This window comes from Gemmatimonas sp. UBA7669 (assembly GCF_002483225.1).
Lineage (GTDB): Bacteria > Gemmatimonadota > Gemmatimonadetes > Gemmatimonadales > Gemmatimonadaceae > Gemmatimonas.
The window spans coordinates 136,281-159,031 of sequence record NZ_DLHL01000063.1; the positions used below are offsets into that span (position 1 = coordinate 136,281).

A 22,751-nucleotide genomic window follows, 5' to 3' on the forward strand; every position below is an offset into this window, starting at 1 on the left:
CCCCCGCAAGGCTACGCACGAGGCCGGGTGCGCGTTCGCGCGGGCCGTGAACTCTCAAGGGCCGCGGGCGCATTGCTCGTTCCCAGACAGCGATCACAGGCACCGCACGAGGCGCGGGCCTCAGGGTCTCCGAAATAGCGCAGGACGAACGCTCTTCGGCAATAGCGGGTTTGCGCATACCGCTGCATGGCATCGAGTCGACCGAGGTCGGCCTGACGCCGACGCTCCAGCAGCGCCCAGTCCACCGGAATGGTCTGCCCGGTCTGGACTCGTGGATCGATGCGCATGCCACCGCCCGTTGCCGTCCACGTGACGAACTGCTGCGACTCGAGTCGCTCCAGGACCGGGACCAGACCCATCGCACCGCCAAGTCCAGGCGGCAAACCGTCGAGATCCACACTCGCACCAGTCTCCAGACGTTTGCCCACCGCGCGCCAAAGCGCGCGCAGCACTTCCCGATCAAACTCGCGCTCTCCCACCAGTTCGCGCGTGATGCGCGCTGGTGTGGCCAGGAGCCGCACGAACACGCGGCCCGGCGCTGGCGGTTCGATGGTGCACAGGCCATGCGCCATCAGCACTCTGAGCGCGGCGCCCACTTTGCGGTCGCCCACCTTGGGCGGCACGCGCTGCACGAGGTCTTCCAGCGTGAGCGGCGCGAAGCCCGTCGGATCGGCCGCCTGCTGCATCTGCTTCCACACCAGTTCCACCACGCTGCGCTCGGGATGTGCGTTGGCGATGAAGAACTCGTGCGTGAATCGATCGGGATAGCTGTGCAGCAACACACAGGTACTCTGCTTGCCGTCGCGCCCTGCCCGCCCGGCTTCCTGGTAGTACGCTTCCAGCGTACCCGGCATGGCGTGATGCACGACCAGACGCACATCGGGTTTGTCGATGCCCATGCCGAAGGCACTGGTCGCGACGATGACCCGCGCGCGTTCATTCATGAAGGCGTCCTGCGCGCGCTGACGCAGACTGTCGTCGAGGCCCGCGTGATAGGCGGTGGCGCGAATGCGACCGCGCACCAGAGTGGCCGTCACGCGCTCCACCGCCTTGCGGGTGGGCGCATACACAATGGCCGGCCCCTCGGCCTCGCGCAGCCACTGCACCGCCGTGCTGTCCTTGTCGTGCTGCGTGCGCGTGGGCACCACGTGATACGTGAGATTGGTGCGGTCGAAGCCGGCCACCACCACCTCGGGTTCGCGCAGTGCCAACTGCTTGACAATGTCCTGTCGCACATCCGGTGTGGCCGTCGCGGTCAGCGCCACCGTCTGCGGTCCACCCAGCCCGTCGCGAATGCGACCGATGCGCCGGTAGCTGGGCCGGAAGTCATGACCCCACTCACTGATGCAGTGCGCTTCATCCACAGCCAGCAGGGCCACACCAATGTCGGCCAGGCGCTGCATCGTGCGGCCCGCGTCCATGCGCTCCGGCGCCAGATACAGCAGCTTGAGTGAGCCATCGCGCGCCCGCGCCATGCGATCGGACACTTCGTTGCTGCTCAGCGTGCTGTTGATGTAGGCCGCACTGAGTCCGCGTCGCTCGAGCGCCTCCACCTGATCTTTCATGAGGCTGATGAGTGGACTGACCACAATGGTCAGCCCCTCGCGCATGAGCGCCGGCACCTGATAACACAGGCTCTTACCGCCGCCGGTGGGCAGCACCACCAGCGCGTCGCGACCCGACAACACCGCCTGCACCGCACGAACCTGCGGCGGACGGAACTCCGGATAGCCGAAATGCTGCCGCAGCGTGGCGCGCGCCTGATCGAACGCGGCGGACACGTCAGTCTGCGGTATGGAAGTGCGCGAAGCGGACATGCCGCATGCTAAGCACGGGACACGAACGATGCGACATCAATTTGACGCATGCGCCGCGACGTGCCGGTTGTGACGCGAAGGTCGCGAACCGAAGGTCGCGAACCGAAGGTCGCGAACCGAAGGTTGCGACGCCCGCGCGTCACACCGCCCGCGCAAAATGTCCGCGCGTAAACTCGCCGTTGAGCAGGGTCCGCACGGCCATGGCGTCGGCCGACTCGCCAGCCGCCAGCGCATCGAGCTGCTGGCGATAGCCCCGTACGATGGCCTCTATGGGGTCGCCCGGCACGTTGAACAGCAAGTGATAGCCACGCACGCCCTGCGCCCACAGCGCGGGGAGATGCTCACTGCCATCGATGGGGCGCGAATGCAGCAGACGGTTGCGGCAGTTGCTGTCGGTGGCCACCGCGAACGTGTAGCCTGCCGGATCGGTGAGGGACACGTTCGTGTGCTTCTGCACGCAGAGGTCGCGGCAGGTGGTCGGCTCACGCTCGAAGGCCGCACTTAGCACACAGTGCTCAATGGTCATGCCCTCGGTGCGACCATACACCAATACATCGAACCCGCGCCCCTGCCATGGACTCATCACGTCGAGCATTTCGGCCGTGGTGAGCTCAATGGACGCCGTGAGCCTTTGCGCCCCGAGTTCGAACAGCCAGGCGGCCGTGTGCTGATTGAACACGTTGGTAGCGTAGTCTCCAACTACGTGCACGCCCGCCTCGGCCAACTCGGCCAGCAGCCCGACGTGGCCCGTAAGCACCGGCAATCCCAGAGCCAGCCACTTGTCGAGGCGCTTGCGTTCTTCCGGGCGCACGATGGTGGGCGTGCGCAAACGAAGCCCGACGCCCTGCGCCGCCAGTTCATCGCGCAGCGCGGTGACCCGCGTAACCGGGGGCATCGGGTGCCGGAGAAACGGATCGAGCACCACCTCCGTCGCGCCGCCTGCCGCGGCGGCGCGCGCACCGTCGAGATCGTACACAATCGCACGCAGCGCGAGTGGCTCGTCCGCGCGTTCGCTCGCAGCCATCCCGCCCTTCTCGTAAACGGTTACGGCCTCAATGCGCGCCACCTGCTCGGCAATTTGTGATTCGCGAACGGCTTGCTCACTCATGGCCGCCCAACTGCGCTGCTCAAGCAACTGCTCGGTGGCCTGCTGACGCAGCTGGTTGAGCTCACTCACCGGAAGAAAGAGTCCGGCGGCGAGCCCGCTGATGTCCACACTCCCCAGCTTGAACGGCGTCTCGCCGAGGCGGCCGAATTGCTCGCGCAACTGGGTCATGTCGAGCGCGCGCTTGCTGGCCGGTGCCAGCGCCACATCGCCACGCACCGTGACTTCATGCTCGCCGCACTGCCACACCGTCTTGAGCGGCCCACCGGCATGTCCGAAGCAGCGCACATCCACGCGCGTGAGGCCCACGCGCGTTGGAAGCGGTACCGCCGCGTAGCTGGCCTGCGCCGCCGCAAGCAGCGTGGCGTCGCTCGTGCGCACCACCCGCCAGCCTTCGGACACGCGCACCACCCGCGGCCCACTGCGCACATGGACTGCCTGACGGAATACACCGGCACGCGAAGACAGGGTGCGCACCTGCTGTACACTGCCCCCGAGCGACGCTGCAGACCCCTCCTCCGGCGCTTCGAAACCGACGCCGTCGCCAACCGCGAGAGCGCGGGACACTTCGACAATGAGATCCTGTCCCTCCTGCCCCACCACCATGCCAAGTGGCAGACCACGATTGTCGGGCTGCGTGCGCGTGATGTACTCCCGACCCTGACGCCCGCCGTACATGCCGCCGGTGTTGCCGCGGCTGAAGATCTGCACCAGCGGTTCCACAGCATCCGGCGACGGCGCCTGTCCCCGTTCTCCCCGCGCGATGGCGTCGAGCCACCCGCGATAGGCCTTGGTTACGGTGGCCACGTACTCGGGCTTCTTCTTGCGACCTTCCACCTTGAGGCAGCCGACACCGAGATCTGCAATGGCTTCCAGGTGATCGTGCGCCGCCAGATCCTTGGTGCTAATGAGGTAGCCGCGGTCGAGCGTGGCGCCGGTGATCTCATCGTTCAGCGTGTAATCCTTGCGACACGACTGGGCACAGGACCCGCGATTGGCTGAGCGCTCGCTGATCATGCCAGACATGAAGCACTGACCGGAGTACGAGATGCACAGCGCGCCGTGCACGAATGTCTCGAGACTGAGGTCGGGCACTTCCGTGCGGATGGCCCGGATGTCCTCCAGGGTATTCTCCCGCGCCAACACCACGCGCTCAACGCCGAGCCGCTGCATGACGCGTGCACCGGCCACGTCATGAATGGTCATCTGCGTGGAACCGTGCACCTCAAGCTGCGGATACACGCGTTGGATGAGCCGCACCACGCCAAGATCCTGCACAATGGCCGCATCGATGCCGCGGTCCACGCACTCGCCGAGATAGCGCAGGGCTTCGACGAGCTCGTGGGGCTTGATCAGCACATTGAACGTGAGGTACACGCGCACGCCGCGCCCGTGGGCAATGGCGCAGGCCTGTTCCAGCTCGTCGAGGGACAGCTGCGCGCCCTCGTCGCGCGCGTTGTACATGGACGCGCCGAGGTACACGGCATTGGCGCCATTGGCCACGGCGGCCCGTACGGCGTCCAGCGTGCCGGCGGGGGCGAGAAGTTCGGGAACCTGCGACGAGCGGGGCATTCGGAAAATCTAACCACCCCCGAGCGAAGACCGAAGATTTCGCGAGTCTCAATTCCGATTGCGAGAGCCGAATTGACCCTGCACTTTGCAGAAGTCGGACGGCTCCGCGGGTTTCCAGCGCGGGCGGAACGGGTTCACGTCAATGGAGGAGTACATGGCGGTTACGCTCTACCGGATGCGCAGCGGCAAGGTGCACAGCTTCAACCGTATGGCGTACGGGATCGAGAATACCAGTCTCATTCCCGCGACACCGGCCGCGGATGGCAGCAAGCGACGCTATCTGTTCAGTGAGGACGGCGTTGGCATCTACCCGGTGCTCATTCGCGGTGATTCTTCAAAGGAGATCGTGGCCTGGCTGGCGCAAGCCAAGGGGGTGCGGTTCACGATCAAGGGCCGTGAGATCGTCGAGGATGAGGACGATTTTGATGCCATGCTGACGCGGGAGCTGGAGGAGAAAACCGGCGCCTACAGCTACAAGGCCACGAACACCATGGAAGGGTTCACCATCTGCTGCAAATGGCACATGCATCGCACCACCAGCAAGGCCATCGAGATTCACGACGGCGGCATGGACGCCTTCAAGAGCATGGCGTTGTTCACCGGCGGCATGCTCGGTGGGGGCATCAGCAATCTCGTCAGCCCCGCGTCGTCCGGTGTGCCGTCGAACGCCAAGGTGGGCATCGAAGTCACCAAAGGCCTCGTGGGCTCGGCGCCTGATGTCTATGACATCGGCAGCACGCTCAAGGGCGGCGGTGGTGGCAAGTCGGACGTCGGCTTCATGGTGTCGTACTTGCCGCTCAAGGGGGGTACCAACACCGGCAAGAGCAGCATCGCGGCGCGGAGTCTCGCGCGCATTGCCGACCGCATCTGGCCCGGCTGAACGCGGCCTTCGCCAGGTACGGCACCAGGTACATTGCCAGGTTCATCACAGCACAGCAGCGCGCCCCGGGGACCAGCAAGGTTCCCGGGGCGCGCTGTCTTGTGGTGCATCGTTTCCGGTGGCTGACCGGAATGTGTGGCCGGAACGTGTCAGGACACGCGTCAGGAGCGGTTGAGACGCCGGAGGAATCGCAGACCCAGCGCAATGAGCACCAGCGCGATGCCCAGCCAGCGCAGCCACTCCTGCCCCGTGCGCTGAGCCATGGTGAAGGCCACCACGCCCCCCACAATGAGCACGAGCCGAAGACGGAGAATCACCGCGCGATCAGCCCGCGTAGGCCGGAAGGCCGGCCGCCGATGCTTCCGCATCGGGAACGGTGATCACCAGGCGCAACAACGCCGTGGAGTACACCTTGCCCTGTGCATCGGTCTTGAGTGACAGCGTGCCACCGCCATCGAGCGCACCATGCAGCAGAAAGTTGAGCGCCCCGAGATTGGGCAACTCGAAGCGCACCACGTCACCCGTGATCTGGCCGGCGAAGTGCGCGGCCACGGCATCACGCGTCACGTAGCGATCGAGGATGGGATACCACGCCGGCTTGAGGGCAATGAGGCCCACGTTGGCGGTGTCTCCCTTGTCGCCGCTGCGGGCGTGGGCGATGTCCAGCAATCGAACCTGCATGCTCACTCCACGATGGTGACAGCGGTGGACACGGCGCGCTTGTCGAGCAGCGCGGGCCAGTAGGCCACGATTTCTTCAACCTTGGGGCGACCACCGGCAAAGCCGGTCACACTCGGCGGACCGTTGAGCACGAGTGGCGCAATCTCGCGCGTAAAGCGCTCGACGGCCGCGCGGTCGCTGCCACGCACGCCAATGCGATACTGCACTTCCGGCGCCTCACGTCCATCACCCGCCAACGGACCATGCGTGGCCGTGGCACCAACGAACTCGCTCAACACCTGATCGAACTTGAGACCGAGGTTGTCGAGACGCTCACGCAGTACGCGGTCGGCCAGCTGCGCCTTCTCCATGGCGTCGGGCCAGGAGTACACCAGCGTGCCCACGGCCTTGTAGCCCGAGCGATAGGCAATGGACACCTTGAGGAAGGGCGTCGGCGGCCCACCGGTGATACCGTGCACCCGCACCCGATTCTCACCGGCGTCTTCGAGACGGATGCTGGTGAAATCGGCCACCACGTCGGGCGTGATGTACGCGTTCGGATCGCCCATTTCGTACACCAGCTGCTCCGTCACGCTGGGCACACTCACGCGGCCGCCGGTGTTGGCGTGCTTGGTGATGACAAACGTGCCATCGGCCTGCGCCTCGGCAATGGGATAGCCGACGTTGGCCAGATCGGGGATGTTGCGCCAGTCGTGCAGGCAGTTGCCGCCCGAGCACTGCGCGCCACACTCGAGAATGTGGCCGGCCACAATTCCTGCCGCGAGCCGGTTCCAGTCGTCGGCGGCCCACCCGAACTCGTGACGCAGCGGCGCCATGGTGAGCGCGGTGTCGGTGCTGCGACCGGTGACCACGACGTTGGCGCCCTGCTGCAGCGCCTCCACGATTGGCGTAGAGCCGATGTACGCGTTGGCCGAGAGCACGCGGTCACGGATGTTCGCGAGCGGCTCGTTGGTGTCCATGTTGCGCAGCTCGTGACCCGCCGCGAGCAGCTCATCGAGGCGATCGAGAATGTCGTCGCCGGTGACCACGCCGATGCGAATCTTGCCACGCACGCCATGCTTGCTGGCCGCTTCGAGGACGGCGTCGGCGCAGGCCATCGGGTTCACCCCACCAGCGTTGGCAATGACCTTCACGCCGCGCTCGGCCACGGCCGGAAACACACTCTCCATCGCGCCAATGAAGTCCCGCGCGTATCCCATGCGGGGATCGCGCTCCTTCTGCTTCTGCACGATGGACATGGTGACTTCCGCGAGGTAGTCCAGCATCAGGTAGTCCACCTGACCGCCTTCCACCTGACGGCGGGGGGCTTCCAGCCAGTCCCCCCAGAATCCCTGTCCGCTGGCCACGCGCACGACGCGCGACCCGTTCTGTTGCGACTCCGACATCACGAAGCTCCGAAGGTGGGCATGGGCGGCAGCACAAAGGCGCCAAGGTGCGGTCCGTGATTCTGGCTGGCCGCGCGCAGCGCGAGCGCCAACAGATCCCGCGTATCTTCCGGGTACACGATGGCGTCGACAAAGCCGCGCGCCGCCGCGTACCGCGCATCGAGCTGGGTTTCGTAGTCCGCGCGCATCTGTTCAACCGCTTCCAGCACTTCCGGCGCCGGCGTGGTACCGGCCTTCTTGGCCGCGTCGAGCGCCGGACCGTGCACGGCCTGTACAGCGGCTTCGCCTTCCATCACGGCCATGCGACCCGTGGGCCACGACAGGATGAAGTCGGGATCGAAGCCCTGCCCGGCCATGGCATAGTAGCCCGCGCCGCTGGCGTGGTTGACCGTGAGCACGATTTTGGGGACGCGGGCGCAGGCCATGGCCTCCACGAAATGTGCGCCCGCGCGAATGATGCCTTCGTGCTCCGCGTCCGGCCCGACCATGAAGCCCGACACGTCCTGCACAAAGAGCAACGGGATGCCCTGCTTGTCGCAGCGCTCGATGAAGTAGGCCACCTTCTCGGCGCTTTCGGCGTAGATGATGCCGCCGAAACGCGGACGTTCACCGGGCCGTCCCTTGATGAGGCCACGCTGATTGGCGATCACGCCAACGGGGATGCCTTCGATGCGCGCATCGCCGCAGATCATCTCCTTGGCGAGGTTGGGCTGGAACTCGTCAAGTTTGCCCTCGTCGAGCACCGCGCGCAGCAGCGCGTGCATGTCGTAGGACATGCGGTGATCGGCGGGCAGCAGGTCATAGAGTGACGTGGGCGGTTCGGCAGGCGGGCGCCACGCCGAGGCCACCGCGCGCGACGGCGCGGGCAGTCGGGACACCAGCTCACGCAGCTTGTCGAGGCAGGCCGGATCGTCGTCGAGCGCATAGTGCGCCACACCCGAGACTTCGGTGTGTGTCACGGCGCCGCCGAGCGTTTCGCCATCCACGGTCTGCCCCGTGGCGCCCTTCACAAGATTCGGGCCGCCGAGGCCCATGAAGGACGTGCCCTTCACCATCAGGATGACATCGCTGAGCGCCGGCAGATATGCACCGCCCGCCACACACTGTCCCATCACGGCCGCGAACTGCGGAATGCGCAGATACCGGCGCATGATGGAGTTGTAGTAGAAAATGCGGGCCGCGCCGTACTGTCCCGGAAACACGCCGCCCTGATAGGGCAGATTCACGCCCGCCGAGTCGACGAGGTAAATGATCGGGATGCGGCAGCGCATCGCCACTTCCTGGGCGCGCAGCGTCTTCGTGATGGTCTCGGGCCACCACGAACCGGCCTTCACGGTGGCATCGTTGGCCACCACGACCACTTCCCGACCTTCAACCACGGCAATGCCCGTGATGACGCCGGCGCCAGGCGCCTGCCCATCATACTTGTCGTGGGCCACCAGCAGGCCGATCTCGAGGAAGGGCGTGTTGGGATCGCGCAAACGGTCCACACGCTCGCGCGCCGTCAGTTTGCCGCGCTTGTGCTCCTTCGCAATCTTGTCCGGTCCCCCACCCAAACGCAGGCGGGCCTCCAACTCGCGGATTTCGTCGGCGAGTTCACGCAGGCGACCGCTCATGCGTCCTGCTGCTGGCGCGACGCGAACCACTCACGGATGTAGTCCACGAGTTCCTGCGTGCTGGTACCGGGGCCGAAGAGGCGCGCCACCCCCTGCGCCTGCAACTGGTCCATGTCCTCCTTCGGGATGATACCGCCGCCCGTGAGCAGGATGTCGTCGCGTCCTTCCTCCACGAGCAGGTCGCGTACCCGAGGGAACAGCGTCATGTGCGCGCCGGAGAGAATCGACAGGCCCACGACATCTACGTCTTCCTGAACGGCGGCCGTGGCGATCATCTCGGGGGTCTGGTGCAAGCCGGTATAGATCACTTCCATGCCGGCGTCGCGGAGCGCGGCGGCCACGACCTTGGCGCCACGATCGTGTCCATCAAGGCCGGGCTTGGCGACCAGCACGCGAATTGGTCGAGTCATCGGATCGGAGGAGCAGGAGGAAAAAGTCGGCGCCCGGCGGCCTGGGCCACTCCGGGACAGCCTTGAACTTACCTAGTGGTCTTTACGCGCCACCAGCATCATCTCGCTGGATCGGCGGGTGAGCGGCTTGGCGCTCCAGGCGTCGTAGGCGGCTTCCACCACCAGCCCCACGTCCCGGAGGCGATGCGCCAGCTCGGACGCCGTGTACAGGCGAATGCGGTGCGAGCGCTCACCATGTCCCTTGGGGCCACGCCAGGTGGACGTGATGTCGAGGAAACCCGAGAGCGGATCGAAGCGACGCTCCTGACCGAACACCGTGCCGTCGGCCGAGGACCACCAGTCGCGCGAGAGGAACTTGGCCATCACGCCGTCACGCGCCCCGCCGTGCCACACCAGCATTCCGCCCGGCTTGAGCACCCGGGCAAACTCTTCGAGCACCGTGAGGTCATCGTTCGGATCGTCAAAAAATCCGAACGAGGTAAAGAGGTTGACCACGGCATCGAAGCGGCCGCTCCAGCGCGCCGGGAGACGGCGCATGTCCCCCTGGGTGTACCGCAACTGCTTCCCGGTTCCCCGGCGCCGTGCAACCTCCAGCAGGTCCTCGGAGTAGTCGAGGCCGTCCACATCAAAGCCGGCTTCCGCCAGGAGATGCGCGTGACGACCCTGCCCGCAGGGACAATCGAGCACCCGCGCGCCTGACGGCAGCGCGAGCACGTCGATGAGGCGTGCGACCTCATGGCGGTCCTGCACGAGATCGAACAGCGGCTCGTACTCGTGCAGGTACTGCGCGTCGAACTGCGTCGCCCACCACGGCGCCGCGGCGGTTGCCCCGCCAGCCTTGGCTTTGCGAGCCGGGCTCAGAAGAACACCGGTTCGCGATAGGCGCCGAACACATCCTCGAGGGCGGCGCGAATCTCGTACAGCGTGCAGTAGGAGCGCGCGCAGTCGAGAATGCGCGGTACCACGTTCTCGCTGCCACGCGCAGCCTGACGCAGTGCGTCGAGATTGCGCTCGCAAAGGGCGTTGTCGCGTCCGGCACGCATGGCTGCCATCTTGGCGCGCTGCTCGGTCTCCGCCTCCTCACCGATGCGGAGAATCGGAATGGTGAGTTCCTCTTCCTCGGTGACGAATTCGTTGACACCCACCACCAGCTTGCGGCGCTGCTCGATTTCCCACTGCTGCCGCGCTGCACTTTCGGCGATACGCTTCTGGAACCAGCCGTCTTCGAGGCCCTTCACCACACCGCCGATGTCGGCAATCTGTGCGAAGAGGTCTTCGGCTTCACGCTCCAACTGATCGGTGAGCGCTTCCACGTAGTACGAGCCGCCGAGCGGATCCATGACATTCGGCACGCCCGTCTCGTACGCGAGAATCTGCTGCGTGCGCAGCGCCACCTGCACCGCCGCCTCGGTGGGCAGCGACAATGTTTCGTCCATCGAGTTGGTGTGCAGCGACTGCGTGCCACCCAGCACGGCGGCCAGCGCCTGATAGGCCACGCGCACCGTGTTGTTCATGGGCTGCTGCGCCGTGAGCGTCACACCCGCGGTCTGCGAGTGGAAGCGCATCATCCACGAGCGCGGATTCTTGGCGCCGTAGCGCTCCTTGAGGTGACGCGCCCAGATGCGACGCGCGGCGCGCAGCTTGGCAATTTCCTCGAAGAAGTCGTTGTGGATGTCCCAGAAGAACGAAAGGCGCGGCGCAAAGTCATCGACATCGAGGCCTCGCGCGATGCCACGCTCCACGTAGGTGAAGCCGTCCGCCAGCGTGAACGCGAGTTCCTGCGCAGCCGTCGAACCGGCCTCGCGAATGTGGTAGCCCGAGATCGAGATGGTGTTCCAGTTGGGCGCGTGCTGCGCACACCACTCGAAGCCGTCCACGATCAGACGCAGCGCCGGCTCGATGGGGAAGCACCACGCGTGCTGCGCCATGTACTCCTTGAGGATGTCATTCTGCACCGTCCCCTGGAGCTTGTCCGCACTCACACCCTGCTTCTCGGCCGCCGCGATGTAGAAGCACAGCAGAATGATTGCGGGCCCGTTGATCGTCATGCTGGTGGACACCTTGTCGAGCGGAATGCCCTCGAACAGGGTCTCCATGTCCGCCAACGACGAAATGGCCACGCCACACTTGCCGACCTCGCCTTCCGAGCGCGGATGGTCGCTGTCGTAGCCCATCAGCGTCGGGAAGTCGAAGGCCACCGACAACCCGGTCTGGCCCTGCGAGAGCAGGAACTTGTAGCGCTGGTTGGTTTCGCGGGCCGTGCCGAAGCCGGCAAACTGGCGCATGGTCCAGAGCTTGCCGCGATACCCGGTGGGGTGAATGCCGCGGGTGAACGGCCACTGCCCCGGCACCTCGAAGGCGCTACCGGCCGAGTCGGCCAGGTCGAGCGCCGTGTAAAGCGGCGGCACTTCGACGGCCGAGTTCGTGAAGGCCACATCGCGCTTGCGTCCGCCGTCATACTGCTGTCGCCAGCGGGTCACCTCGGCGCGCAGGGACTCGAGCTCGTCCTGCTGCTGTCGCACTACGTCTTCGAGTTCGCGAATCGTCGTCATGCGCTCATCCGTGCTGTAGCGGCGCAAAGCTCGCGCCGGTGAGTAGCTCTTCACTGCGCGCCCGCAAGGCATCCGCCACTGCGAACGGAACCAACGTCCCTGCTTCCAGCCCATCGAGCTGGTCATCGATCCACGCCAGCGTCCCGGCATCGCGCCAGAGGCGTTGACGCACCTGCTGCTCCACCACTTCCATGACGCGTTCCCGCAGGCGGGCTCGCCGACGTGAGCGCAGCTCGCCGCTGCGTTCAAGATAGCGGAAATGCCGATCGAGAGCGTCCGCGATCTCCGTGATGCCTTCCTGCTGTGCAGCAATGCTGCGCAGCACCGGCGGCGTCCAGTGATCGGTGGGCTCCCCCTGCGCCGCGGCCCGGGCTGCACGGGCCGGATTCATGGCGTCGCGCAGCGCATCCCGGTCCGGGGCGCTCCGTAGGTCTACGCCGTGGTGCGCCGGGACGTTCTGCAGCGCCGCCCCCGCGCGAAGCCCGAGCATGAGCTCGATATCGTTGCGCAGCCGATCCGCACCCGGCCGGTCCGCCTTGTTCACAGTGTATACGTCGGCGATTTCCATGACCCCGGCCTTGAGGGTCTGAATGGAGTCACCCGACTCCGGAACCAGCACCACCAGCGTGGAGTCGGCGGCGCGGGCCACATCAAGTTCGCTCTGACCCACGCCCACCGTCTCGATGAGGATGACGTCCATGCCAAAGCCATCGAGCACGTCGCAGACCTCACGCGTGGCCGTGGCCAGGCCGCCCAGCGAGCCGCGCGTGGCCATGGAGCGAATGAAAACGCCCGGATCGAGCGCCACTTCCTCCATGCGGATGCGATCGCCCAGCAGCGCGCCGCCGGTGAATGGTGAGGTGGGGTCGACGGCCACAATGCCGACGCGCTTGCCCTGCTCGCGGTAGAGACGCGCGAGTCGCGTGGTGAGCGTGCTCTTGCCCGCGCCTGGCGGTCCGGTAATGCCGATGCGACGCGCGCGACCCAGCAAGGCGTGCTGGGCGGCCAGCACCTGCTCAAAGCCAGGGCGATGGTTCTCGACAATGCTCACGGCGCGTGCAAGCGCGGCCGGCTTGCCAGCACGGAACTGTTCCAGCAGGCGGCCCAGCGCCGATTCCGTGGACGCGGCGGTGGTGCTACTCGCTGCTGTCGTCATGCTCATCCCGAATGTCTCCGACCAGCTCTTCCAGGAGGTCCTCCAGTGTCACCAACCCGATGACCGTCGCCTCCTCACGAACAATCGCCAATTGGCGCCGCGAGCGCAGCAGCTCGAAGAGCAGATCTTTCGCCGGCTTGTCACCCGTGGTGAATGGCACCGGTCGCACCACAGGCCACGACTCACCCCGCCGACGAAACACGTCGAACACGTGGATCATGCCCACCACCTGGTCGGGCTGCTCGCGGTACACGGGCACGCGGCTGTAGCCGGCCGTCGCCACCTCACGCGCCACTTCGGCCGCACTGAGGCCGTCGCGCAGCATGAACATGTCCTTGCGTGGTGTCATGACGTCGCGCACGACCTTGTCGCCGAACTGCACCACGCCGGAAATGATCGCGAGCTCTTCGGTGTTGCCGATGTCGGCGAACGCCCCGTCCCGCAGCAGCTCCTCGAGGCCATCGCGCATGTCGGCTTCACTGCCCACCGGCACCGGTCGGGCCACCTTGCCGCGCACCGCGTGCGAGATGACGTGAAACGGCGTGAGCATGAGATCCACGACGCGCAGAATGGGGACCGTGACGGGCACGAGCGATGCCGCCCATCGGCGCGCCAACGCACGGGGCAGCGCCTGCCCCAGCACGAGCAGCAAGAGCAAAAAGAGCAGCACGCGCGCGAGAAACCCCCAGGCCTGCAGCCCGTAGGCCATGGCCAGCCACGCGCCGGTTGCAAATACCACCAGCATCATGGCGGTACCTGCGGCATGCACCAGTCGCATCGGGCGTTCGAGGTAGCGCGCCATCACGCCCACCCCACCAGTGCGGTGCTCGATCCAGTGCCGGAGCCAGAGGCGACTCACGGCGCGCACGGACGAGGCGGACAGCGTAAGCAGCGCCACCAGCGACACGGCAAGCGCCAGCACGAGCGCCGTCATGCTCCACGCTCCGTGTTCTCGCCGCTGTCGTCCGGTCGCTCCATCCGCTCGAGAAACACCCGCTCGATCTTTCGACGCACCACCCGCTCCACGATCACGCGGAAGGGGCCGATGGTCAGTGTCTCACCGGCGCGAGGCACCCGGCCGAGCAGCTCCAGCACCAGGCCGCCCACGGTGGACACATCGTCGCGCGTGAAGTCGTGCTGCAACGCGTCCGACAAGTCGTCAAGCGTGAGTCGACCCGTCACCCAGTAGCGCTGATCATCCTCGTTTTCAATCAGACGTTCTTCATCGTCGTATTCGTCGCGAATCTCGCCGACGAGCTCTTCGAGCACATCTTCGATGGTCACCAGCCCGGCCGTGCCACCATACTCGTCGGCCACGATGGCAATGTGCCGGCCCGCCTGTCGGAACTCGCGCAGCAGATCGGCGATGCGCTTGGAGGCCGGAATGAACACGGGGGGACGCATGAGCGTCGGCCACCCGCCCTCGGGCTCTTCATCGGCCAGCACAGACGGCAGCAGATCCTTGACGTACAGGATACCAACGATCTCATCGATGGTTTCTTCGTATACCGGCACACGCGAGTGCTGGATGCTGCGTACCCGATCCACCATCTCGGACCACGGCGTCTCGCGCTCGATGCCCAGCATGTCCACCCGCGGCACCATCACTTCTTCCGCGGTGGTCTCGCCAAACTCGAAGACGCCAAGCAGGAGATCGCGCTCGTCGCCGCTCACGTCGGGCTCGCTGGTGACCACATCGCGGAATTGTGCGGCGGCTTCATCGCGTCGCTCCTGCGTGGCCTCCGCTTCGGTCACGACCTCGGCAACGAGCCGGTCCACCCAGTTCCCCAGTGCCACCACGGGCGCAAAGAGGCGCTCGATGAGCGCCGTGAAGCCGCGCAGTCGTGTGGCGGCATTGTCGCCCATGGCGTCGCCGGCCACACGCGCCACGCTCTCCGCCACCAGCACCGTCAGCAGGCCCAGCCCCACCAGCGCCACGCCCTTGGTTGCACTGGCTTCGTCGGCAAGGTCGAGTGCCACTGCCAATCCGCAGCCCGCAGCCAGGTGACCCAGCACACGGGCAAAGGCCAGGGCCCGGTGCGTCTGCTCACGACCCGACACGGCGCGACTCACGCCCGGAGACGGCGGGTCATAGTTGCTGCGATCGGGTACCGCCGACGGCAGCGGAGACTCGGCAAACAGCGCGCCATCCGCGACCGCCGCCAACGCGGCGAGGGTGGCACCCGCTGCTGCCAGTCCCCACGCGAGACTACTCATGCGCCAGGGGTCGGCGTGATCCAGAAGCGTTGCAGCAATTGCTCCTGGCGTCGCCACATTGGCGACGAGGTCCGGCGTTCGTCTTCCGGGTGTTCGAATCCGCAGGCGTGCAGCGTACCGTGCACCACAAGGCGCGCGAGTTCTTCACGTACGCCTACGCCATGGCTCTTGGCCTGCGCGCGCGCGACATCCGGGCAGATGTAGATGTCGCCCGTGACGCCGTTCACCGGGTCGGTGCCCAGCGCAAACGTGATGACATCGGTGGGACCTGAATGCCCGAGGTGCCGCTTGTTGAGCGTCGCCATGCGCCGCGACGTGACGAAGGTGACGGACAACATGGCCTTCGGTACACGCAGCGCACGAAGCACCGACAGGGACAGCGCCTCGAGACGCGCGGTAGCCACCGGCAGTCGCACACCGTCGAGGCTGATGTCCACCACCCGTGTCGGCGGTGCCGCGCGCCGAACCGCCGGGCTCATCCGCCCCCCGCGGCGTCTTCGTTGTACGCGCGGATGATGTCTCGCACCAGCCGGTGTCGTACGACGTCGGCCTCATTGAAATAGTGAAACGCGATGCCCTCGATGCCATGAAGGATGCGCTCCACCTGCATGAGCCCCGAGTCTTCGCGTCGGGGCAGGTCCACCTGCGTCTTGTCGCCGGTGATGACGATCTTGGAATTCACACCAAGACGCGTGAGGAACATCTTCATCTGCATGCCGGTGGCGTTCTGCGCTTCGTCCAGGATGACGAAGGAGTCGCCGAGCGTGCGGCCGCGCATGAACGCCAGTGGAGCCACTTCGATGGTGCGCGACTCGATGAGCTTCTGAATGCGCTCGAAGGGAATGAGGTCGTCGAGTGCGTCGTAGAGCGGCCGCAGATACGGGTCGACCTTGGCCTGCATATCACCCGGCAGAAAGCCCAGGCTCTCACCGGCCTCCACCGCGGGACGAGCCAGCACGATGCGCCGCACGCGCTTGCGCATGAGGGCGTCAACAGCTGCTGCCACGGCAAGATAGGTCTTGCCGGTACCAGCAGGTCCGATACCAACCACGATGTCGTGCTCGGCAATCTTGCGCAGATACTCGGCCTGCCCCGGCGTCTTGGCCTGCACACCGCGCCGCGCTCCCGGCAACACGAGCGCACCGGACACGGCACCCGGCGTATCGGCCGGCCGCTCGCTGAGCGCGAGACGCAGCACGTCATCAGCGCTGACCGTGTGCCCGTCACGCACGAGGGTCACGAGGGCGGCCGCGACGGCTTCCGCCTTGGCCACCGCGTCGGCTTCGCCGGTGAGCGAGAGATGATCACCGCGCAGGGCCACGCGTGCACCGGTGGCGCGACCCAGCTCCACGAGATTGCCATCGTTGACCCCGGCCAGCATCTGCAGGTCGGCGCCCTCCACCGTTACGCGGGCCGTGGTGATGTCGCCGCGCTCCCCCCGTGGGTCACTCACGCTGTCGTCTCCGCTGCCGACCTTTCCGATGCTTCGCGCACGGCAATGTGCAGTTCGGCCAGGTCGTCGGCCGGCACCGCGACCGGCGCGCCTTCGAACAGCGAACGCGCGGCCGTGGTCTTCGGGAACGCAATCACGTCGCGCAGCGACGGAGCGCCGGAGAGCAGCATGGCGATACGGTCAAACCCGAACGCGATGCCACCGTGCGGCGGAGCACCGGCGCGCAGACCCTCGAGCAGGAAGCCAAAGCGCCGCTCCTGCTCGGCCACGTCGCCAATACCCAGCAGCCCGAACATGCGGGACTGCACGGCCGGATCACTGGTGCGGATGCTGCCGCCACCCAGCTCGGTGCCGTTCAACACCACGTCATAGGCCAAGGCGCGCCAGCGCGCGGGCTCGTCGGGGTGCGCCGCCATGTCCTCGGGATGCGGCGCCGTGAACGGGTGATGCACCGCGGCCAGCGCGCCGCTGTCCGGATCCTGCTCGAACATCGGGAAGTCCATCACGATGAGGAATCGCTGCGCCGTCTCGTCAACCAGTTCGAGGCGGCGCGCGCATTCCTGACGCACGCGATCGAGCGCGGGGCTGCTGATGCGATCAGGGGCCGCAACAAACAACGCGAGATCGCCATCGGCCAGGCCGAGTGCCGTCTTTGCGTCATCGGTGAGGAACTTGGCCACGGGTCCGTCATAGGCACCATCGGCGCGGCGCAGACGAAGCAGGCCCCCTGCCCCGGCGCCCTTGGCGAGCGCTTCCAGTTCGTCCACCTGCTTGCGACTCCACGCCGCGCCGCCGGGCACGATCAACCCGCGGACGCGATGGCCAGCGGCCAGCGCCGTACGCGTCACGGCAAAATCGAGCGGGGCAAAAATGGCGCTGACATCGCGCAGCCTGAGGTCGTAGCGCAGGTCCGGACGGTCGCAGCCGTAATACTCCATCGCATCGGCATAGCTCATGCGCTCGAAATGCGCGGGAATTTCATGCCCGGCCTCGCGCCACAAGGACCCAATGAGCCCCTCGGCCAGCGCCAGAATGTCTTCCCGCTCCACGAACGAGGCTTCGATGTCGATCTGTGTAAACTCCGGCTGACGATCGGCTCGCAGGTCCTCATCGCGGAAGCAGCGTGCGATCTGGAAGTAGCGATCGTAGCCGCAGCACATGAACAGCTGCTTGTAGATCTGCGGCGACTGCGGCAGCGCGTAGAACTCACCCGGATGCACGCGGCTCGGTACGAGATAGTCGCGCGCACCCTCCGGTGTGGGCTTGGTGAGAATGGGCGTTTCGAGTTCGAGATATCCCCGGTCGCTCAGATAGCGCCGCGTCACCTGCATGAGGCGATGCCGCAGCACGAGGTTGGCCTGCAGCTCCGGACGACGCAGGTCGAGGTAGCGATGTCTGAGGCGCAGCTCCTCGGCCGGCATCTTTTCGCCGCGTCCGCGGGCCACCGGCAGCGCCGGGGTCACAGCGGGTCCAACGATGCGCAGCGCCGTCACGCGTACCTCGATCTCACCCGTCGGCATCTCGGGATTGACACGATCGGTCTCGCGTGCGATCACCTGCCCTTCGATCAGCACCACTGACTCGACGCCAACGGCTGCGGCCTGCGCCTGCACCTCGGCCGAGGTCCAGGCCGGTCCAAACGCCAACTGCACCAATCCGGTCCGATCGCGCAGGTCGATGAATACCAGCCCTCCGAGATCGCGACTGCGATGCACCCATCCTCCCAAGCGGACCGTGCGCCCCACATCACTGCGACGCAGCAGGCCGCAGGGATCCGAACGCAGCGAGGTGGCAAGGACGGAAGGCTCCGAGGCGGACGACATCGAGACGAGTACTCCGGATGTGGAATGGGTGGGGCAGAAAACGGCGACCAGGCAGACGCCCGGACCAGCCTGGTCCCGAGACGTCTCTGCAAGACGCAAACGATGGAAGCTACTCGGCTTACAGCATCGTTGGTAGCAGAGCGCAGCGATCGAGCGCGTGTGACCGGGCCGCCCCAAACCGGCCGCTTTCGCTTGACCGGTGCTCCGGGCGGCGTTTAGGATCCGCCATGCGCCGCGTGCTCGTAGGCGGGCTTGCTGCGTTGCTGTGGTCGTCTGTTGGCCGCGCGCAGGGAGTACCCGCGCGTGATCTGTGGGAATTTCCGCTGGGGGCTCTGTTTGAGCCGCCGGCCTTGGCTGTCGAGCCCGGCGCCGGGCTGTGGAACCCGGCCACCATGTCCCTGTCGGCCGATGCGCGCTTCAAATTCGGCGTGGCTTCGCTGTCGGCGGGTGCGGCACAAAGCGTCGATGGCCAGTTGCTCAGCGGGGCGTGGCGTCGCCCTTCGGGGGTGACCTGGGGGCTGTCGGTGGCGCGCGCTGCCGTGGCTGGGCTCGTTCGCACCGATTCCGACCCGCAGAGCCTCGGTGACATTCCCTACCAGACCACGCTGGTGAGCCTGTCTGCTGCCCGGCAGATTGTGCCCCACCTCACGGCTGGTGTCGCCGTGCGCTGGCGCCACGGTCGGGCCGACCAGGTTGGCGGCGATGCCGTCGCGGCGGATGTTGGCGCGGTGCTGCATGACCTGCCGTTCCGCCACGCCCGCGTAGCGGCCTCCAGCTTTCTCTGGCGCCCGGGACGGGAAATCACCGACCGCCCGGCCGTGTTGTTGGCGGCAGATTTCCGCGTAGTGGGCCCGAGCGACACGCGCGAGCTGCGCCTCGGTGTCGCGCAGCAGGCCGTCAATCGCGGAGCGCGGGAACGGGGGCCCTTCGTGTCGGCCCGGCTCGATCGGCTTGAGGCTCGCGCTCAGTTTCTGCGTGTGTCCGCCGGGGCGCGGACCATCTCCCGTGTGCGCTCAGGTCTGGCGCTGCACTATGCGCGCTATACCGTCGGTGTGGCGCGGGAGGAAGGACTCTCCGGCCTCGGACCGGTGTATCAGTTCACGCTCAGTTCGCTGGTCCGCTAGCCACGTTCTGCCAGGCTCCCGTGTCTGCCCCGTCGGCTCGCGCCGTGAGGCAACCGCCCATTCTACGCGTCATGACCACCTCTGCGATCGTTTCCGACTCCCGTCCCGATTTGCTCGACCTCGAGCCTGACGCCGCGCTATCGGTGTTGCGCGCGTGGTTCGCCGAGCGCGGCGAGCCGGCCTATCGCGCCACGCAGGTGCTGGGTCGATTGTGGCAGAAACCGGTGGCGGCGTTTGCCGAGATGAGCGAGCTGCCCATGGCACTGCGTGATGCACTCGACGCGTCGTTCCGGCTGACCAATCTCGAACTGGCCACGCAGCAAACGTCCAAGGACGGAACGCGCAAGTTTCTCTTCCGACTTGAAGACGGGCAGTTCATCGAAACCGTGGCCATCCCCGATGGCGACCGCCTCACCTTCTGCATCTCGTCGCAGGCTGGCTGCGCGCTGCAGTGCGCGTTCTGTGCCACGGGCGCCATGGGGTTTCAGCGCAATCTCCGTCCCTCGGAGATTGCCGGTCAGGTGCGGGCGCTGCGCATGCTGGAACCGCCGCTCATTCCAACGAACATCGTGTTCATGGGCATGGGCGAGCCCTTGATGAACTGGAAGGCGGTGAGTCCCACGCTCACGTTGCTCAACGATCCCCGGGCATTGGGCATCGGCGCGCGTCACATCACCATCTCCACGGTGGGTGTGCTGCCTGGCATTCAGGCGCTTGCCGAACGTCCGGAACAGTTTCGACTTGCCATCTCCATCCATGCGCCCAGCGATGAGCTCCGTCGCTCGCTCATGCCGGTCAACATCAAGTATCCGCTCGCGGACGTGATTGATGCCGCCAAGGCTTTTGACCGCCGCGTGACCTTCGAGTACGTCATGCTGGGTGGCGTGAACGATCAGCCGGAGCACGCCGCGCAGCTCGGGCAACTCGCGCGCGAGTGCCGGGCTTTCGTGAACCTCATTCCGCTGCACCCGGGTGGGAGCATGGGCTTCGTGCCCACGGCGCAGCCCGTCATCGCGTCGTTCGCACGTGCGCTGCGTGATCGTGGTGTGGAGACGGCGGTGCGCCGAAGCCGCGGCCTCGACATCGCCGCGGCTTGTGGTCAACTACGGACGGAGCGTGTCGGCCGGCGGCTGCCAGTCACGCCCCAGCACGACGGTGAGGTCCACGTAGCGCAGTGAGTCAACGGACGCCGCAGTCACGCGTCCGACCCCGAGGGCGCGCTGCAGCCTGACACCAAGTGTGCTGTCGCGTCCATGCACCACGACCTCACTGCTGTCGCGTGTCGGGCCGCGGTCGCTGTCGAAGTCCACGACATCGTAGCCCATGCTGCGCAGATAGAACGTGGCCCGCCGCGCGAGACCACGCACCCCGGTGGCGTTGAGCACGCGCACCGTGACCCGCTGATCGCGCGGGGCCATGGCCAGGGTATCGGGCTCTGCCGGCGTGAGCACAGGCTGACCACTCGCGTCGAGCGCGGGCAGCGCGCGACCGCGAGATGTGCTCCACCAGGCAGCCAGCGAGCCCAACACCACCACCGCGACCAAACCTGCGGCCGCCCAGCGTTTGGCCCCCGCGCTCAGCACACGCTGTTCCACAGCGCCACGGTTGGCGCGTGCAAGGTCTTGCCTTCGCGCAGCGTCCACTCGAGACGCAGACGCACCACCTGGCGAAAGGTGTCATCAAAGGCGCTCGCCACACGGTCCGCCAGATACGCGCGATCGGCCTGCATGAACGCGCGGCCGGGCTCGAGGAAATCGGCCATGTACAGCGCACGTCCCGTACGGGTCCACTCGGCATGCCCCACAGTGTGCCAGCGTACGGCGCTCAGCACCGCAGCACGCGACTCCCCCTCGCGCGCGAGTTGATCGGCCGCCGCCGGCCCATGCAGCAGGCCCACGGGACTCGCCGCATCGCCGGTGGCGCGGCGCAGCACCTCTTCCGTCGCATCCCGGAGCGCATCGTGCCAGCGCCCCGCGTCAAGCCACGCCTGGTGCTCATCGGCGGGCAGTGACATCTCGCGGCTCCAGCGTTCGAGCAGCGCGACCACCCGCGCGATGTGCGCGTGACGTTTCGGGGAGACCACCGCCCAGTCTGGCAGTGCGACGTCGGACATCAGCGGTTCAGTCAGTCCCCGTGAGATCACGACGCGTGCGGCAGTTCATCCATCGCCGCCCGCATCGATGCGGCCAGCGCGATGGCCGAGTCCACGGACTCACCCGCGGCGCGCACCAGCGCACTGCCCACCACCACCCCATCGCCGAGTCGCGCCGCCTCGCGCGCCTGTTCCGGCGTGGAGATGCCGAAGCCGATGCACAGCGGCAACGTGGTGGACGCGCGCAGACGCGCCACCGTTTCCGGCAGGTCGTCCGCCAGCGCTGCGCGTTCGCCTGTCACGCCGAGTCGGCTGATGAGATACACAAACCCACCGCCGTGCCGGCCGATTTCTTCCATGCGGGGCGCGGGTGTCGTTGGCGCCACCAGTCGCACAAAGTCGAGGCCACTGGCACCGAACCACGCCTCGCGCGACGGGTCAGCGCCGACAGGCAGATCGGTGACCAGCACGCCGTCCACGCCGGCTTCGCGCGCACGTTGCAGCACGCCGTCGCCGCCCGCCAACAGCGGATTGAGATAGCTGAACAGCACCACAGGAATGTCCAGCGCCGCTTCGCGAATGAGATCGAAGGTGCCGGCCAACGTCATGCCCTGATCGAGCGCGATCTGCGAACTGCGCTGAATGACCGGACCGTCGGCCATGGGATCCGAGAACGGCACGCCGACTTCCAGCACATCCGCGCCAGCTGCGGCGAGTCCAAGCCAGAGACGAATGCTTTCCGATGGCGACGGATGGCCGGCGGTGACATAACAGACGAGGGCCTTGCGGCCCGACGCGGCCAGCGAGGCAAAGCGCGCCTGAAGCCGCGAGGTCACGGGCGAAGTGGCAGTGGTCACGAGAGGGGAGG

General features: G+C 66.6%; 21 protein-coding genes. 3 read left to right on the forward strand and 18 right to left on the reverse strand.

From position 1 onward, the window contains the following. Positions 1 to 11: 11 nt before the first annotated feature. Together B2747_RS19515 and B2747_RS19520 are read right to left on the reverse strand one after the other, a co-directional pair. Entirely contained in the window at positions 12 to 1,781 is a 1,770-nt protein-coding gene (locus B2747_RS19515; RefSeq protein ID WP_291164998.1) for a RecQ family ATP-dependent DNA helicase, read from the reverse strand. Between the two features lie 175 nt (positions 1,782 to 1,956). Beyond that, complete coding sequence (locus B2747_RS19520) at positions 1,957 to 4,494, reverse strand: U32 family peptidase (RefSeq protein ID WP_291165001.1); 2,538 nt, start codon at positions 4,492 to 4,494, stop codon at positions 1,957 to 1,959. Between the two features lie 154 nt (positions 4,495 to 4,648). Here B2747_RS19520 and B2747_RS19525 point away from each other — a divergent pair, with 154 nt between their 5' ends. Next, positions 4,649 to 5,374 carry a hypothetical protein gene (locus tag B2747_RS19525; protein ID WP_291165004.1) on the forward strand — a complete coding sequence of 242 codons (726 nt, stop codon included), beginning with the start codon at positions 4,649 to 4,651 and terminating at the stop codon, positions 5,372 to 5,374. Between the two features lie 161 nt (positions 5,375 to 5,535). Here B2747_RS19525 and B2747_RS19530 read toward each other — a convergent pair whose 3' ends face one another. The 13 genes from B2747_RS19530 to aspS all read right to left on the reverse strand — a co-directional run bounded on the left by B2747_RS19530 (position 5,536) and on the right by aspS (position 18,667). Further along, the gene (locus B2747_RS19530) at positions 5,536 to 5,691 is read right to left on the reverse strand and encodes a hypothetical protein (RefSeq protein ID WP_291165006.1); all 156 of its coding nucleotides are present in this window, start codon (positions 5,689 to 5,691) and stop codon (positions 5,536 to 5,538) included. A gap of 7 nt (positions 5,692 to 5,698) precedes the next feature. After that, positions 5,699 to 6,055 carry an AtuA-related protein gene (locus tag B2747_RS19535; protein ID WP_291165008.1) on the reverse strand — a complete coding sequence of 119 codons (357 nt, stop codon included), beginning with the start codon at positions 6,053 to 6,055 and terminating at the stop codon, positions 5,699 to 5,701. A gap of 2 nt (positions 6,056 to 6,057) precedes the next feature. Continuing rightward, positions 6,058 to 7,440 (reverse strand): acyclic terpene utilization AtuA family protein, encoded by a 1,383-nt coding sequence (locus B2747_RS19540; protein WP_291165011.1) that lies wholly within the window; start codon positions 7,438 to 7,440, stop codon positions 6,058 to 6,060. Continuing rightward, positions 7,440 to 9,056: an acyl-CoA carboxylase subunit beta gene (locus tag B2747_RS19545; RefSeq protein ID WP_291165014.1), complete on the reverse strand. Its 1,617-nt coding sequence runs from the start codon at positions 9,054 to 9,056 to the stop codon at positions 7,440 to 7,442. The genes B2747_RS19540 and B2747_RS19545 overlap by 1 nt, the downstream gene beginning before the upstream one ends. Beyond that, on the reverse strand, positions 9,053 to 9,466 hold the full coding sequence (locus B2747_RS19550) for a cobalamin B12-binding domain-containing protein (RefSeq protein ID WP_291165017.1): 414 nt from the start codon (positions 9,464 to 9,466) through the stop codon (positions 9,053 to 9,055). The genes B2747_RS19545 and B2747_RS19550 overlap by 4 nt, the downstream gene beginning before the upstream one ends. 72 nt (positions 9,467 to 9,538) lie before the next feature. Then, positions 9,539 to 10,216: a class I SAM-dependent methyltransferase gene (locus B2747_RS19555; protein ID WP_291165020.1), complete on the reverse strand. Its 678-nt coding sequence runs from the start codon at positions 10,214 to 10,216 to the stop codon at positions 9,539 to 9,541. 107 nt (positions 10,217 to 10,323) lie between these two features. Next, positions 10,324 to 12,018: a methylmalonyl-CoA mutase family protein gene (locus B2747_RS19560; RefSeq protein WP_291165023.1), complete on the reverse strand. Its 1,695-nt coding sequence runs from the start codon at positions 12,016 to 12,018 to the stop codon at positions 10,324 to 10,326. A gap of 4 nt (positions 12,019 to 12,022) precedes the next feature. Further along, positions 12,023 to 13,180 carry a methylmalonyl Co-A mutase-associated GTPase MeaB gene (gene meaB, locus B2747_RS19565; RefSeq protein ID WP_291165026.1) on the reverse strand — a complete coding sequence of 386 codons (1,158 nt, stop codon included), beginning with the start codon at positions 13,178 to 13,180 and terminating at the stop codon, positions 12,023 to 12,025. Continuing rightward, a complete protein-coding gene (locus B2747_RS19570) occupies positions 13,155 to 14,108 on the reverse strand; it encodes a CBS domain-containing protein (protein ID WP_291165030.1) in 954 nt (317 codons plus the stop codon). Before B2747_RS19570 ends, meaB begins: the two co-directional genes overlap by 26 nt. Then, the gene (locus tag B2747_RS19575; RefSeq protein WP_291165034.1) at positions 14,105 to 15,391 is read right to left on the reverse strand and encodes a hemolysin family protein; all 1,287 of its coding nucleotides are present in this window, start codon (positions 15,389 to 15,391) and stop codon (positions 14,105 to 14,107) included. The genes B2747_RS19570 and B2747_RS19575 overlap by 4 nt, the downstream gene beginning before the upstream one ends. Further along, complete coding sequence (gene ybeY, locus B2747_RS19580) at positions 15,388 to 15,870, reverse strand: rRNA maturation RNase YbeY (RefSeq protein WP_291165037.1); 483 nt, start codon at positions 15,868 to 15,870, stop codon at positions 15,388 to 15,390. The genes B2747_RS19575 and ybeY overlap by 4 nt, the downstream gene beginning before the upstream one ends. Beyond that, complete coding sequence (locus B2747_RS19585; RefSeq protein ID WP_291165040.1) at positions 15,867 to 16,844, reverse strand: PhoH family protein; 978 nt, start codon at positions 16,842 to 16,844, stop codon at positions 15,867 to 15,869. Before B2747_RS19585 ends, ybeY begins: the two co-directional genes overlap by 4 nt. Next, a complete protein-coding gene (gene aspS, locus B2747_RS19590) occupies positions 16,841 to 18,667 on the reverse strand; it encodes an aspartate--tRNA ligase (protein ID WP_291165043.1) in 1,827 nt (608 codons plus the stop codon). Before aspS ends, B2747_RS19585 begins: the two co-directional genes overlap by 4 nt. Positions 18,668 to 18,894: 227 nt before the next feature. Here aspS and B2747_RS19595 point away from each other — a divergent pair, with 227 nt between their 5' ends. Together B2747_RS19595 and rlmN are read left to right on the forward strand one after the other, a co-directional pair. Continuing rightward, the gene (locus B2747_RS19595; RefSeq protein WP_291165047.1) at positions 18,895 to 19,791 is read left to right on the forward strand and encodes a hypothetical protein; all 897 of its coding nucleotides are present in this window, start codon (positions 18,895 to 18,897) and stop codon (positions 19,789 to 19,791) included. Positions 19,792 to 19,862: 71 nt separating this feature from the next. Beyond that, positions 19,863 to 20,969: a 23S rRNA (adenine(2503)-C(2))-methyltransferase RlmN gene (gene rlmN / locus B2747_RS19600; protein ID WP_291165050.1), complete on the forward strand. Its 1,107-nt coding sequence runs from the start codon at positions 19,863 to 19,865 to the stop codon at positions 20,967 to 20,969. Here the strand turns inward: rlmN and B2747_RS19605 are convergent. From B2747_RS19605 to trpA, 3 genes are read right to left on the reverse strand one after another with little or no spacing between them, the layout of a single operon-like run. Next, positions 20,895 to 21,386 (reverse strand): LytR C-terminal domain-containing protein, encoded by a 492-nt coding sequence (locus tag B2747_RS19605; RefSeq protein ID WP_291165053.1) that lies wholly within the window; start codon positions 21,384 to 21,386, stop codon positions 20,895 to 20,897. The two genes, rlmN and B2747_RS19605, sit on opposite strands and share 75 nt — an antisense overlap. Next, positions 21,368 to 21,904 carry a hypothetical protein gene (locus B2747_RS19610; protein WP_291165056.1) on the reverse strand — a complete coding sequence of 179 codons (537 nt, stop codon included), beginning with the start codon at positions 21,902 to 21,904 and terminating at the stop codon, positions 21,368 to 21,370. The genes B2747_RS19605 and B2747_RS19610 overlap by 19 nt, the downstream gene beginning before the upstream one ends. Positions 21,905 to 21,930: 26 nt before the next feature. Then, positions 21,931 to 22,740 (reverse strand): tryptophan synthase subunit alpha, encoded by an 810-nt coding sequence (trpA, locus tag B2747_RS19615; protein WP_291165059.1) that lies wholly within the window; start codon positions 22,738 to 22,740, stop codon positions 21,931 to 21,933. Positions 22,741 to 22,751 lie beyond the last annotated feature (11 nt).

What these genes read in the sequence shown, in the direction of transcription:
- aspS (WP_291165043.1), bottom strand. Translation starts at nt 18,667, where the DNA reads ATGTCGTCCGCCTCGGAGCCTTCCGTCCTTGCCACCTCGCTGCGTTCG.
- meaB (WP_291165026.1), bottom strand. Translation starts at nt 13,180, where the DNA reads ATGAGCATGACGACAGCAGCGAGTAGCACCACCGCCGCGTCCACGGAA.
- rlmN (WP_291165050.1), top strand. Translation starts at nt 19,863, where the DNA reads ATGACCACCTCTGCGATCGTTTCCGACTCCCGTCCCGATTTGCTCGAC.
- B2747_RS19610 (WP_291165056.1), bottom strand. Translation starts at nt 21,904, where the DNA reads ATGTCCGACGTCGCACTGCCAGACTGGGCGGTGGTCTCCCCGAAACGT.
- B2747_RS19545 (WP_291165014.1), bottom strand. Translation starts at nt 9,056, where the DNA reads ATGAGCGGTCGCCTGCGTGAACTCGCCGACGAAATCCGCGAGTTGGAG.
- B2747_RS19595 (WP_291165047.1), top strand. Translation starts at nt 18,895, where the DNA reads ATGCGCCGCGTGCTCGTAGGCGGGCTTGCTGCGTTGCTGTGGTCGTCT.
- B2747_RS19570 (WP_291165030.1), bottom strand. Translation starts at nt 14,108, where the DNA reads ATGACGGCGCTCGTGCTGGCGCTTGCCGTGTCGCTGGTGGCGCTGCTT.
- B2747_RS19535 (WP_291165008.1), bottom strand. Translation starts at nt 6,055, where the DNA reads ATGCAGGTTCGATTGCTGGACATCGCCCACGCCCGCAGCGGCGACAAG.
- B2747_RS19540 (WP_291165011.1), bottom strand. Translation starts at nt 7,440, where the DNA reads ATGTCGGAGTCGCAACAGAACGGGTCGCGCGTCGTGCGCGTGGCCAGC.
- ybeY (WP_291165037.1), bottom strand. Translation starts at nt 15,870, where the DNA reads ATGAGCCCGGCGGTTCGGCGCGCGGCACCGCCGACACGGGTGGTGGAC.
- B2747_RS19525 (WP_291165004.1), top strand. Translation starts at nt 4,649, where the DNA reads ATGGCGGTTACGCTCTACCGGATGCGCAGCGGCAAGGTGCACAGCTTC.
- B2747_RS19575 (WP_291165034.1), bottom strand. Translation starts at nt 15,391, where the DNA reads ATGAGTAGTCTCGCGTGGGGACTGGCAGCAGCGGGTGCCACCCTCGCC.
- B2747_RS19550 (WP_291165017.1), bottom strand. Translation starts at nt 9,466, where the DNA reads ATGACTCGACCAATTCGCGTGCTGGTCGCCAAGCCCGGCCTTGATGGA.
- B2747_RS19520 (WP_291165001.1), bottom strand. Translation starts at nt 4,494, where the DNA reads ATGCCCCGCTCGTCGCAGGTTCCCGAACTTCTCGCCCCCGCCGGCACG.
- B2747_RS19560 (WP_291165023.1), bottom strand. Translation starts at nt 12,018, where the DNA reads ATGACGACGATTCGCGAACTCGAAGACGTAGTGCGACAGCAGCAGGAC.